Origin of the sequence: Nonomuraea turcica (genome assembly GCF_030718205.1) — a bacterium.
Classification (GTDB): Bacteria; Actinomycetota; Actinomycetes; order Streptosporangiales; family Streptosporangiaceae; genus Nonomuraea.
The window spans coordinates 458954-471892 of record NZ_JAUZQF010000003.1; the positions used below are offsets into that span (position 1 = coordinate 458954).

The window sequence follows — 12939 nt, forward strand, 5'->3', positions numbered from 1 at the left end:
CTTGCTGTATGCGGCGGTGAACCTGAACGCGCAGGCGCGTCAGCGGAAGTCGGTGATCCGGAATACGGCCATCATGTCTTTGGCCCTGGTCCCGGACCCGGGATAGAAGGACGCCTCGGCGCCGACCCAGCCGCGGAAGGCGCCGCTGTCGTCGATGATCTGCAGCAGCGGCTTCATGTGCGAGTTGCCCGAGTAGCAGAACTGCTTTCTTTCCATGGCTAGACAGGTGCACCAGTGCCACATGGTGTCGCGGCGATCGTTGTTGGAGAGTTTGACGAGGTAGTACTGGATGGAGCTGATGTTCGCCTTGGTGCCGCCGCCGACGTTGGGGCAGCCGCCGCTCTTCTGGCAGGCGTTCGCGGAGGACGGCTGCAGGTAGGTCAGGCACGAGGTCGTGGTGGAGCAGCCGCGGAAGGCGCCCGGCTTGAACGGCTGGTTAGCGGAATTCACGATGCGCTGGCCCGACCAGGAGACCAGGTCCTGTCTGAGCGCTCCGGCGAAGGTCCGTACGGAGCTCATCGCGCGGCGAGTGGCGAAAGAGGAGTTGCTTCCGTAGCCGTATCCGTGGGTGGCCAGGGTGCCGGCCGCGAACTGCAGCCGGGCGAGCTTGCCGTCGGGCGACAGCTGCACGCGCCACTTCTCGGTCCAGGTCTGAGCGATCTTCCATCTGATGCTCACCACGTTGCCGGCCATGCTGTAGGTCCCCGTACGGGATTCGTCCGGGGCGCCGGTGAAACCGCCGGCAGTCAGCACGTCGCAGGCGCGTACGCGTGAGCTGGAGCCGCCTGCCTTGGTCGAGCAGCTGGAATCGGGGACGACACCGGTGGCCTGTCTGCCCTCGGGGTTGCGCTGCCACCAGAGGTAGGTGCTCGCGCTGACGGTGCCGTTGGCCTTGAACTGGTAGGTACCCAGACGCACCCAGTTCTGCGTGGACCCGGCGCGCAAGAAGCCCTGGCTGATCACAAAGTTGGCCTTTCCACCGGGTAAGGCCGACCGGCGTGGTGCGGCGCCGGCCGAACCGACTCCGGTGGCCAACAGGGTGAGCGTCGCGAGCACGGCGGCGAGGACTGCGCGCACGGAGAACCTCCTTGATTTCGGTCTCCGCCGATTCTTGCCTATGCGGCCCTTCGATGGCTGCCCGTTTGACTGACGTTCACAGTCAAAAGTCAGGAGCGGGCCTCCTGGCCTGTGCTAGTCCGTGCGTGTCTGGCGGAGGCGCTCGGCCTGTGCGCGCAGCGGCTGGGGGATGAGCTCCACGAGCTGGTCCGGTCTGAGTGGCAGGTCCAGCAGGCTGAGCTTGACCCGGTTGCGCTGCAGGTGGGCGCCGACGTCGAACCGGACGATGTCCACGGCATCGGTACGCAGCCTTATCGACAGGTCGGCCCCCGGCTGTAGGGGGTCGGCGGGGGTGCCGTCCACGGAGAAGATCAGCGGCACGTTGTCGGACGGGTTGCGCAGGACGATGTGATCGTCCTTGCCGAGAATGACGGAGCGGCTGATGCCGGACATCGGTGCCACGGGGGTGAGGGCGACGGCCGCGGTGGACGGCGAGATGACGGGGCCGCCCGCGGCGTAGTTGTAAGCCGTTGAGCCCGTCGGCGTGCAGACGATCACCGCGTCCCCCCGGTAGTAGCCGTGCCGCAGCCCGTTGACCTCGAGGTCGAGCGTCAGGCTCGACAGCGGCTCGGCCGAGGCGACCACGATGTCGTTGAACGCGGTGAAGTCGCCCGCATCCAGGCAGCTGTGCGGCTCGAGCGTGAAGCGGCCCTCGGTCAGGCGCTCGAGGGCCGGCTCCAGCTCCGACGGGGTGACCTCGATGAGGAAGCCCAGGTGGCCGTGGTTGACGCCGAGCACCGGCACCTGGCGGCCGACCACCAGGCGCATCGCGCCCAGCATGGTGCCGTCGCCGCCGAGGCTGATCACGCCGTCCACCCGGTCGGCGAACTCCTCGGCCGGGACGGTGTCGACCTCCGGCCCCACCCGCTCGGCGTCGCACCGGCGGGCGATGACGGTGGCCCCGGTGCGCCGCGCGAACCGGGTGATCACCTGTACGGAGTCCCGGATCGGCCGGTCCGGGTGCACCACCAGCCCCAGAGTGCGGTGCGGCCGGCTTGTCGAGCTCTTCACGCAAAGGCCTCTACCCTACAGGGGGCTGATCGCCCGGTCCCTGGCGGATGTGACGATGCTCCAGGGCAACCCGGGCAACGGGAGCCGGTCCGACCCCGGATCCAGGAGCAGGGAGCCGGCAGGCAACCGCGGTGAGTTGGTCGCCACCACCCTGCCCTCGGCGTTGACCAGCGTGATCTGCGTGGGGCTGGCGGCCAGCACGCTGAGCAGCAGCGCCTCGAACCTGGCCGCCCGCACGTCGGCGCCCACCACGCCGAGGAAGCGGCCGTCCACCTCGGCGGGCGCGGTGAACGTCAGCATGTAGGTGTCGGTGCCGCCGTAGTCGACGTACGGGCCGACGATGTGGCGGCGGCGGGTGCGCTCGGGCACGGCGAACCATTCGGCGGCCGTGTAGTCGTAGAAGTCGAGGCTCTCCGGGTCGAGGTCCACGTCGAGGAAGATCGGATCCTGTTCGGGCGGCGCCTGCCACCACTCCAGCCACCGCCGGCGGTCGGCCAGCACACCGGGCGCGACGATGACGCCGGCCCCCGCGACCACCTCGTGCGTCCTGCTCAGGCAGGCGAAGATCTCCGGCCGGACCGCGGCCAGGTCGGCGCAGGCGAACGAGCCGGAGGCGCGATAGCAGGCCGCGACGCTCGCCAGGATGCGATCCAGCGAGCTGAAGATGTCCGCGACGATCGTGTGGACCCGCTCCGCCACCTGACCGACGTGCCGATCGCTCATCGTTGCCTCCTCACTCGGATGCGACGAGCCGCCAATGAAACTCCATCAGACGCTCTATCCCCTTGTCGATGTGTTCCTCGGTGAGCGACCTGGCTCGGGCCGGGTCGCGGGCCTCGATGGCGTCGATCACCTGGGTGTGACTGCGCACGACGTCCTGCGGGTCGACGGCCTCCCCGTACGGGAGCCAGAGCAGCTCGCCCACCTCGGCCTGGATGTCGATCTCGGCGCGCGTCAGCCGTACGGACTGGGCGGCGGCGGCGACCTCGATGTGGAAACGGCCGTCGGCGCGGCGGCGCTCGCCCACGGAGGTGGCCGCGTCGAGGCGGGCGAGGACCTGGCGCAGGCGCGTGACGTTGTCGGCGGAGGCCCGCAGCGCGGCCAGCCGGGCGGCGGTGCCCGCGATCGCGGAGCGGTAGTCGCCGATCTCGCGCAGCTCCGAGGTGCTGAGCTCGCGCAGACGGCGCCGCAGCCGGGCGGTGGACGGGTCGGCGGGCGCGAGCACGAACGTGCCGCCGCCGCGCCCCCTGCGGGTCTCGACCAGACCGCGCTCGCGCAGGGCGGCCAGGGCCGCGCGCAGCGTCACGGTGGAGACGTTGAGCGCGTTGGCCAGCTCCAGCTCGGCGGGCAGCTGGTCGCCGTCGGCGATCAGGCCGAGCGCGATCGCCTCCGCCAGCCGGCGCACCACGACCTCCACCCGGCCGGAGCCGTCATCGACCGGGGCGAAGACCGCCGCCGTGGGGAGCGCCCCCGCGCGCTGATTCATAGGGAGAGCATATTGCCTTTTGAAATATGAACTCATAGTTTTAAGCGCAACCCACCCAGGGAGGCCCCATGCCGGATCCCGAGAAGAGGTTCGCCGAGGAGTGGCGCAACGCCGCCTACAACTGTTTCTCCTCAGGTCACAAGTTCTGCCGCGAGGTCTGCCCGGTCATGCAGGTCACGCGGAACGAGTCCTGGAGTCCCACCGCCTTCCACGCCAACGTCGTGGCGATGGAGAAGGGCGAGCTCGAGGTCGCGGACGTCGCGGCCGACTACGTCAACTGCACCGGATGCGGCGCGTGCGAGCTGCGCTGCCCCAACTCGTTGTTCACCGGCGACTTCTACCGCTTCCGCACCCGCACGGTCGACCTGGTCAAGGCCGTGCGCGGGCTGGCCGTCTCGCAGGGCGTGCACCAGCCTGGCTGGCAGCGCTGGAACCTGCTCACCGACGAGCGCAGGCACGAGCCGGTGCTGAACGGTACCCCCGTCGACCAGGCGCGGGTACGCGACTGGGCCGACGGGCTGGACCTGCCGATCGGCGGGGAGACCATCTTGTTCGTCGACTGCGAGGCGGCCTTCTCCCGCACGTCGGTGCCGCGCTCGGTGGCCCGGATCCTCAACCTCGCCGGCTACAAGTTCGGGCTGATGAACGAGCAGTGGTGCTGCGGCGGCCCGGCGGCCGAGATGGGGTACGAGGAGCAGGCGCGCCGGTTCGCCCAGCACAACCTGGATGACTGGCGGGCGGCCGGGGTGCGGCGGGTGCTGGTGCTCGACCCGCACGACTACATCACCTTCACCGAGGACTATCCGAAGTACTTCGGCGACGCCTACGACATCGAGATCGTGCTGGTCGTGGAGCTGCTGGCGGAGCTCATCAGGGAGGGCAGGCTGACGCCGCACGTCCCGGTCGAGCGTACGGTGACCTACCACGACCCGTGCCGGCTCAACAAGCGCAAGGGCGTCTGGCGGGAACCGCGGGAGATCCTGCGGGCGATCCCCGGCTTGACCTTCCACGACGTGGACCGGGTGACGCAGTGGTCGTACTGCTCGGGCGGGGGCGGCGGGCTGCCCGTCGAGAAGCCGGAACTGACCGCCAAGATCAGCGAGAACCGGGTCGAGAAGGCTGCGGAGCTGGGCGTGGACACGCTGGTCAGCGCCTGCCCGTGGTCGGAGCGGCCGCTGTCGGAGGCCGGCCGGGCGCGCTCGATCGACGTCGTGGACCTGCACGAGCTGCTGGCCGAGTCGCTGGGGGTGGCCCCATGAGCGCGCCGGAGGTGGCGTCATGACCGTCCTGCTCGGCGACCCCGTACTCGAGGAGCTCCGGCAGATCCTCGGCCCCGAGCACGTGCTGACCGGCAAGGCCGACCGGCTCAACCGGGCGCGCGTGCCCGCGCCGTTCCCCGTGCACCGGTGGGCGGAGCGCATGCCCGACCTGGTCGTGCTGCCGGCCTCCACGGAGGAGGTCGCGGAGGTGCTCCGGCTGGCCAACAGCCTGCGGATCCCGGTCGTGCCACGCGACGGCGGCACCGGGCTGACCGACGGCGCGGTGCCGCTGCGCGGCGGCATCGTCGTCGACGTCAAGCGCATCAACGAGATCAAGGAGATCGACCTCGACAACCGCACCTGCACGGTCGGCACCGGCATCAACGCGCTCAAGCTCAACGAGGTCCTCGCCCGGCACGGCCTGATCTATCCGGACGATCCGGCCTCCTACCCGTGCTCGCTCGTCGGCGGCCGGATCGGCACCAGCGGCTGGTCGCTCATCGGCTCCCGCTACGGCCACACCCGCGACCTGGTGCTCAGCTTCGACCACGTGCTGCCGACGGGCCGGGTCATCCACGTCGGCGACGGCATCGGGCGGAAGATCACCAAGAGCTCCAGCGGGTACCAGCTCAAGCACCTGTTCATGGGGCATCAGGGCACGCTCGGCATCGCCACCGAGGCGACGCTGAAGCTGTTTCCTAAACCGGAGGCGGAGTTCTCGCCGTTCTGGGCGTTCGAGGACTACGACACGGCCTACCGCGCGGTCGGGGCGCTGGCGCGGGCGGGCGTGGCCACGTTCGCGGGGGCGGTGCTGTTCGACGAGTGGAAGGTCGACTATCTGCGGCGCGACGACGAGGCCTACATCCCGCAGCCGTCGTCGGTGAAGGCGCTGGTGTGCGCCGCCCTGTACGGCTACGAGGACGAGGTCCGGGCCGGCGGCAGGAGGCTGCTGCGGATCGCCCGCTCGCTCGGCGCCCGCTACCTGGGCGACGAGATCTCCGAGGGCGACTGGGCGGCCCGGCACGACAGGTACGCCACGCCGCTGCACGGCCGCACCCGGTCGGGCCAGGTCGTCCCGATGAGCTGGCACTGCGAGGACGCCTCGATCAACTACACGAACCTGCCCGCCGTACGGCTGGCCTGGCACGAGATCGCCGACCGGCTCAAGCGGGAAAGCGACGTCTTCGACGACTGGGGCATGTTCGCCTACACCAACGGCGCGACCGGCGCCGACTACCTCACCGAGATCGACATCGGCATCTGGGAGCAGCGGCTCGACGACACCGCCTGGGCGGCGTGGGTGCGGGCCAAGCGCGACCTCGCCGCCGTGACGCTGGCGCACGGCGGCTCGATCAGCGCCTGCCACGGCTCCTGCCGCGAGGGCGAGGTGGACCTGGTGCCCGTCGAGCTCGGCGGCGGGTACGACGTGATGCTCGACATCAAACGGGCCATCGACCCGAACAACATCATGAACCCCGGCAAGTACCTGCTCGACCAGGCATACGCGGAGAAATCGTGAAATATCGCTATCAGGAGGAGATGTCGCCTCCACCGGCTCAGCGGGTGACCGACGTCGCGATCACCCGGTTCGAGCACGTCTTCGAGGTCGAGCCCGGCCTCATGACCGACCACGTGACGCAGCAGACCTTCCCCAACTGGGACACGCTGCGCCTGGTCCGGTCCCGAGCCGACCATCTGGCCTGGATGCATCGGCACTTCGCGGACAAAGTGATCTCCGGCGAGGAGCTCCTCCATGACCTCGACGAATGACGCCCCGCTGAGCGGCCCGGCGGACGACGCCCGGCTGGCCGACCTCGGCTACACCTCCGAGTTCCGCAGGGACATGAGCTTGTGGGCCAACTTCTCCCTCGGCTTCACGTACCTGTCTCCCGTGGTCGGGATCTACACGCTGTTCGCCTCGTCGCTGGCCGTCGGCGGCCCGCCGATGATCTGGAGCCTGGTCATCGTGGGCGCCGGGCAGTTCCTGGTGGCGCTGGTCTTCGGCGAGATCGTCTCGCAGTATCCGCTGACCGGGGGCATCTACCCCTGGGCCAGACGGCTGTGGGGGCGGCGGTGGGCCTGGATGACGGGCTGGGTGTACCTGGTCGCGCTGCTGGTGACGATCGCGAGCGTGGCGTACGGGGCGGGGCCGTACTTATCCGCATTTCTCGGGATCGAGGTGGGCACGGGGAACACGATCCTGTGTGCACTGATCATCCTGGCCGTGGCGCTGGCCATCAACATGGCCGGGACCAGGGCTCTGGCGGTTGCGGCGATCATCGGGTTCGCCGCCGAGCTGATCGGGGCGCTGGCCGTGGGCGGGTGGCTGCTGCTCACCCAGCGGCACCATGGGCTCGGGGTGCTGTTCGACTCGTTCGGCGCGGGGTCGGAGTCCGGTTATTTCATCGCATTCCTGGCCGCCGGGCTTATCGGGATATTTCAGTACTACGGGTTCGAGGCATGCGGTGACGTGGCCGAGGAGGTGCCCGACCCGACCCGGCGCATCCCCAAGGCCATGCGCATGACCATCTACGTGGGCGGCGCGGCGGCGACGTTCGTCTGCCTGGCGCTGCTGCTCGCGGTGCCCGACTTCGCCGCCGTCGTCTCCGGCGCCGACGCCGACCCCGTCACGAACGTGCTGACCACCGCCTTCGGCGCCACCGGCCTCAAGGTCGTGCTCGGCGTGGTGCTGCTGTCGTTCCTGTCGTGCGCGCTCAGCCTGCAGGCGGCGGCGAGCCGGCTGCTGTACTCCTACGCCCGCGACGACATGATCGCCGGCAGCGGCGCGCTCAGGAGGTTCTCCCGGGTCAGGCGCATCCCGCCGAACACGCTCCTGGTCGCCGCCGTCGTGCCCGCACTGGTCGTGCTCGGGTCCATCGTGTCGGAAGACGCCCTCATCAAGATCATTTCTTTCGCAGTGCTCGGCATCTACCTGGGCTTCCAGATGGTCGTGCTGGCGGCGTTGCGGGCCAGGCTGCGCGGCTGGCGCCCGTCCGGGCCGTTCACGCTGGGCCGCGCGGGCCTGGCCGTCAACGTGGCCGCGCTGGTCTACGGGGTGCTCGCCATCCTCAACATGGCCTGGCCGAGGACGCCCGACGCCCCCTGGTACGACAACTACCTGGTGGCCCTGTCCGGGCTGGTAGTGGTCGCCGCCGGGCTGGTCTACCTGTTGCTCGCCAGGCCGTACGACAAGGGCGACGCCCCTTCGGGCGACGCCATCCCTCAGGAGGTCGCACGATGAAATTCAGCTACGTGATGCTGCCCGACTACCCGCTGCGCGAGTCGCTGGCGTCCATTCGCCTGGCCGACGAGCTCGGCTTCCACGCCTGCTACGCGGCCGACGAGACCTGGCACAAGGACCTGTGGCTGCTGTTCGCCGCCGCGGCGCAGCAGACGTCCCGCATCAGGTTCGGGCCCAGCGTGTCGTCGGTGGTGCTGCGCGAGCCGTCCCTGATCGCCCAGGCGGCCGCCACGCTCGACGAGCTCAGCGACGGGCGCGCCGAGGTCGTGCTGTCCAGCGGCAACTTCGGGCTGCTCGCGCAGTACAACATCGACTGGACGGTCACCAAGCCGCTGTCGCGCGTGAAGGAGGCGGCGCACGTGGTGCGCACGCTGCTGGACGACGGCGCGATCACCTTCGACGGCGAGTTCTTCAAGTACAGCGGCCTGTTCACCTTCGCCCGCCCCGTGCAGGACCGCGTGCCGGTCAAGCTCGGCGCGATGCGCGGACCGCGTTCTTTCCAAGCGGCCGGCGAGCTGTCCGATGGCGTGCACCACGCGCTCAGCTACACCCGCGAGGCCTACGACTACCTCGTCCAGCACTTCAGGGCCGGCGCGGAGAAGGCGGGCAAGGACGCCTCGTCGATGGACATCGGCGCCTGGGTCGTCTTCGCCACCGGCCCGGACTCGGCCGTGGCGAAGGAGGCCGCCCGCAGCATGGTCGGCCTCTACGCCTCGTCCATGCCCGCCGAGCAGCTCGAACGCAACGGCGTCGACCCGAACGCGATGAAGCCGATCGTCGACGCCCTCGGCGCCGGCGACCTGGCCAGGGCGATCGAGCTGACCACGCCGGAGCTGGGGGAGCGGCTGTCCATCGCCGGCACGCCGGAGGAGTGCGTGGCCAAGATCAAGCGCGAGATCGAGCCGTCGGGCGTCAACCACATGATCCTGGCCATCACCGACGCGACCCTGGTCAAGCAGTTCATGGGACGGGAGCTGCCCGAGGTGGCGGATGTGGACAGCCAGCTCAGGCTGATCCACGACCAGATCATGCCCGCGTTCGCCTGACCGCGGCGGGTCATGCCCGCCTTCGCGGCCTGACCGCCAGGGGTACGGCGGGCGACGCCGTACCCCTCCTCGGCCGGTCCTGGTGGCGGCTCATGCGTCTCCTTCTGTTCACGCCCTCTGCGGAACTGATCGCCACGAGCGGCCGCGCGGGTCACATGCCCGCTGCAGTCTCCTCCTTCGGTTCGGGGACGGGCTCTCGCCGGCGCGAGATGGTGAGTAGCGGCGCGGGACTGCTGCTTGCAACTGTCCTGGCATGCCGCGTCCAGGCTGCAGCACAGCGAGCAGATGGCGCCTTCGTGGAAGGAGCAGGAGGCCATGTCCGGCCGCTCGTACGACATCTGGCAGCTTGTGCAGACCAGTTCGGCGGGGTTGAGACCCCCGTTGACGACGAGTGGTTCGGGCAGGTCGTCGACGCGGGCGATGTAGTACTTGCCCTTGGTCAGCCAGGCGATCAGGGGGGACAGGACGAATGCCACCACCAGCGCGATGAACGGTGAGAACGCCTGGGCGAGCTCACCGAACGCGTTGAAGAAGGCGAGCACGGAGATCGCCGAGGCGATCAGCATCGAGCCGAAGCCGACCGGGTTGAAGTTGTAGAGATGGGCGCGTTTGAACTCGATGTACGACGGGCTGAGCTTCAGCGGCTTGTTGACGACCAGGTCGGCCACCACGGCGCCGATCCAGGCGATGGCGACGTTGGAGTAGAAGCCGAGCACCGCGTTGAGGAGGCCGAAGACGCCGAGCTCCATCAGGGCCAGCGCGATGCCCACGTTGAAGAAGATCCACACCACCCGGCCGGGGTGGCGGTGCAGGATCCGGGAGAAGAAGTTGGCCCATGACAGGGACCCGGAGTAGGCGTTCGTGACGTTGATCTTTATCTGGGAGAGGATGACGAAGAACACCGCGAGGGCGACGACACCCCCGGGAATGATGACCCCGAAGCCTCCGATGTACTGCTCGATCGGTTCGACGGCCTTCGTCAGGCCTACCTGCCCGGCGACGAAGAAGGCGAGGAAGGCCCCGCCGAGCTGCTTGAGCCCTCCGAGCACGACCCAGCCGGGTCCGGCTGAGATGACCGCCGACCACCAGGCGACCTTGTTCTTCTCGGTCTTCTCCGGCATGAATCGCAGGTAGTCCACCTGCTCGCCGATCTGCGCGATCAGCGACAGCGCGACGCCGGCGCCGAGACCGAACCCGATGAGGCTGAACGTCGCCCCGCCGGGGTTGTTACCTGCGAAGTCCAGCCATTCGGTGTACTTGCCTGGCTCCTTGACGGCGATCGCGACGAAGGGCAGCACCATGAGGACGAGCCAGATCGGCTGCGTCCACACCTGCAGTTTGGACAGGGCCGTCATGCCGAAGACGACGAGCGGTAGCACGATGAGGGAGCAGATCAGGTAGCCCAGCGGGAGCGGGACGCCCAACCCCGACTCCAGCGCCTGCGCCATGATCGCCCCCTCCAGCGCGAAGAAGATGAACGTGAAGCTGGCGTAGATCAGCGAGGTGATCGTCGAGCCGAGGTAGCCGAATCCGGCGCCTCTCGTCAGCAGGTCCATGTCGATCGCATAGCGCGCCGAATAGTAGGCGATGGGCATGCCGGTGACGAAGACGATCGCGGCGGTGACCAGGATGGCCGCGATCGCGTTGGGCACGCCGTGGGTGACCGCGATCGAGGCGCCGATCGCGAAGTCCGCGAGGTAGGCGATGCCGCCGAGGGCGGTGGTGGCCACGACGTAGGGTGACCAGCGGCGGAAGGACTTCGGAGCGTATCGGAGCGAGTAATCCTCCAGGGTGCTGTTTTTGGTCCACGAGTTGTAACGCCGGGCTTTTTTGACGGTCGCCGACATCTGACCTTCCTTTTCGGACGGTGCCGAATAATTCGCATTCCGACGCTCGGGGAAGCTCCGGCGTCTTTTAATTTCTCCGTCGATAAGGGTCTGTTAGGTTGTTTTCACTGGCGCTTCCGGCCGTGTGTGACAAGGGGATGGACATGAAGAAAGCCCGGCCAGAACTGCGCTGAGCTGCGGTGAAGGCGGACCCGAAAGCTCGTACTGCCCGGCCGGGGCAGTTTTTCTTTTTTTTACTGTGAAACGGAGGTTGAAGCGCCGTGTGCGCGATCCTGGAAAAGAGCGGGTGGCGAGAATCAGGCCTTTTCTGCGATTGCGCTCTTCGATTCGCGCTCTTCCGGCTGTTCGGCGGGGGCGAACATCAGACGTAGGCCCAGGAAGGCGCAGAGGGGGCCGAGGGCGCTCATCGCGGCAGAGCTCACAAAAGCGGCGGCCAGGTTGTCGGAGGCGAAGCCGAATCCACCGAAGTAAGTGGCGAACAGCGACGCGAACCCGAAGAACATCCCAGGGATGAGGGAAAGCACCTGGAGGCGGCCGGCCGCCAGCAGTGTGCCGTTGACCACGAAGATGACCAGCCCCAAAGCCACGGTCTGGCCGAATGACCCGGTGCCGAACATGTTGCCCGTCGCGCGGTTGAGCAAGATGGCGACCACGCCGAATCCCGCCCCGGCGGTGGTGGCGGTGATCAGTTTCACCGCGTTGGCCTTGGTCGGACCGCCGAGGAGGAAGGTACCGGCCCAGGTGATGAAGATGGCCCACGTCGGCAGGTTGAGCGGGCTCATGGCGAGGAATACGGTGGCGAAGGCGACGATCGAGGCGCTGACCTCATGAGGTAGGCGAATGCGCATGCGAGGGGCTCCAATGCGGAGGTCTTGCCGAGTGCGGGAGACAGGTGCCTCAGCCCAGGCCGCCGGGCTTGGCCAGAAGTTCACGCAGAGCCGCGTCGATGAACGCGGTGTCCTTCGGATTGCTGCCGTGCCCGGCGAAGTGGCCCCAGATGCCTGGTATCACGCGGAGTTCGGCGTTGGTCATGTGGCTGACCGCCCATTCCTCGTCCTCCGGCGGGAAGTAGAGGTCCTTTTCCGCTGGCATCACGATGGAGGTCGCCTTGATGGAGGCGAGGGCGGCCTCGGTGTCGCCGTCGAAGCCGGGGGTGCGGCCGACGTCTCCGTTCTGCCAGGTCCAGAGCATGACCAGCAGGTTGTTCGGATCCCTGCCGTCCAGGAAGAACCCCTCCCAGAAGCCGACGAGGAAATCCTCCAGGGAGGTGTAGCCGAGCTCCTCCCAGGACTTCTCCCAGTAGAAGGCCTGGGAGAAGCCCCACCCGGCGTACACCCGGGCCAGGGCGCGCAGCCCGGTGACCGGCCATTGCTCGCCGTACCAGCCGCCGGCGAAGACGGAGTCGGCCGTCAGGGCGGACTTGACGCCTTCCAGGAAGACGAAGTTGTGGGCGCTCGTACGCGCCGAGCCGCAGAACGGGGCGATCCGCTCGACCATCTCCGGGTGGCTCACCGCCCACTGGTAGGTCTGCCCCGCGCCCATGGACCAGCCCGTCACCAGCGCTATGCGCTCGATGCCGAACACTTCGGTCACCAGCTTGTGCTGCGCCACGATCTGGTCGTAGACCGTGATGTGCGGGAAACGAGCCCGGTCGTAGGGGGTGGGGGTGTTGCTCGGCGAGCTGGACAGGCCGTTGCCGAGCATGTTCGGGACGATGATGAAGTACTGCTCCGGGTCGAGCGCCATGCCCCGCCCGATGAGCCACTCGTTGTCCCAGTGCCGCCCGGAGTACCAGGTGGGGTAGACGATGACGTTGCTCTTGTCCGCGTTGAGCTCGCCGTACGTCGTGTAGGCCAGGAACGCGCCGCGGAGGGTGGCGCCGTGCTGGGTGGTGAAGTCACCCAGGTCGAAGGTCTGGTAGTCGTTCATGGGA

At 68.4% G+C, this 12939-nt stretch carries 11 protein-coding genes; 5 read left to right on the forward strand and 6 right to left on the reverse strand.

Going from position 1 to position 12939, the window contains the following annotated elements; genetic code table 11:
* Positions 1–39: 39 nt before the first annotated feature.
* The 4 genes from Q9G87_RS10920 to Q9G87_RS10935 all read right to left on the reverse strand — a co-directional run bounded on the left by Q9G87_RS10920 (position 40) and on the right by Q9G87_RS10935 (position 3613).
* Positions 40–1077 (reverse strand): hypothetical protein, encoded by a 1038-nt coding sequence (locus Q9G87_RS10920; protein ID WP_305916144.1) that lies wholly within the window; start codon positions 1075–1077, stop codon positions 40–42.
* Between the two features lie 114 nt (positions 1078–1191).
* A complete protein-coding gene (locus Q9G87_RS10925; protein WP_305916145.1) occupies positions 1192–2127 on the reverse strand; it encodes an NAD(+)/NADH kinase in 936 nt (311 codons plus the stop codon).
* A 15-nt stretch (positions 2128–2142) separates the two neighbouring features.
* The gene (locus tag Q9G87_RS10930) at positions 2143–2850 is read right to left on the reverse strand and encodes a PDC sensor domain-containing protein (RefSeq protein WP_305916146.1); all 708 of its coding nucleotides are present in this window, start codon (positions 2848–2850) and stop codon (positions 2143–2145) included.
* Between the two features lie 10 nt (positions 2851–2860).
* Positions 2861–3613: a FadR/GntR family transcriptional regulator gene (locus Q9G87_RS10935; protein ID WP_305916147.1), complete on the reverse strand. Its 753-nt coding sequence runs from the start codon at positions 3611–3613 to the stop codon at positions 2861–2863.
* Positions 3614–3681: 68 nt separating this feature from the next.
* Here Q9G87_RS10935 and Q9G87_RS10940 point away from each other — a divergent pair, with 68 nt between their 5' ends.
* From Q9G87_RS10940 to Q9G87_RS10960, 5 genes are read left to right on the forward strand one after another with little or no spacing between them, the layout of a single operon-like run.
* On the forward strand, positions 3682–4872 hold the full coding sequence (locus Q9G87_RS10940; protein WP_305916148.1) for a (Fe-S)-binding protein: 1191 nt from the start codon (positions 3682–3684) through the stop codon (positions 4870–4872).
* Between the two features lie 19 nt (positions 4873–4891).
* Positions 4892–6391, forward strand: a complete 1500-nt coding sequence (locus tag Q9G87_RS10945; RefSeq protein WP_305916149.1) for an FAD-binding oxidoreductase — start codon at positions 4892–4894, stop codon at positions 6389–6391.
* Positions 6388–6642 carry a hypothetical protein gene (locus tag Q9G87_RS10950; RefSeq protein ID WP_305916150.1) on the forward strand — a complete coding sequence of 85 codons (255 nt, stop codon included), beginning with the start codon at positions 6388–6390 and terminating at the stop codon, positions 6640–6642. Before Q9G87_RS10945 ends, Q9G87_RS10950 begins: the two co-directional genes overlap by 4 nt.
* Positions 6626–8113, forward strand: a complete 1488-nt coding sequence (locus Q9G87_RS10955) for an APC family permease (protein ID WP_305916151.1) — start codon at positions 6626–6628, stop codon at positions 8111–8113. Before Q9G87_RS10950 ends, Q9G87_RS10955 begins: the two co-directional genes overlap by 17 nt.
* Entirely contained in the window at positions 8110–9159 is a 1050-nt protein-coding gene (locus tag Q9G87_RS10960; RefSeq protein WP_305916152.1) for an LLM class flavin-dependent oxidoreductase, read from the forward strand. Before Q9G87_RS10955 ends, Q9G87_RS10960 begins: the two co-directional genes overlap by 4 nt.
* Before the next feature lie 2143 nt (positions 9160–11302).
* Here Q9G87_RS10960 and Q9G87_RS10965 read toward each other — a convergent pair.
* Positions 11303–11854: a DUF1097 domain-containing protein gene (locus Q9G87_RS10965; protein ID WP_305916153.1), complete on the reverse strand. Its 552-nt coding sequence runs from the start codon at positions 11852–11854 to the stop codon at positions 11303–11305.
* 49 nt (positions 11855–11903) lie between these two features.
* A complete protein-coding gene (locus Q9G87_RS10970) occupies positions 11904–12935 on the reverse strand; it encodes an alpha/beta fold hydrolase (protein WP_305916154.1) in 1032 nt (343 codons plus the stop codon).
* Between the last annotated feature and the right edge of the window lie 4 nt (positions 12936–12939).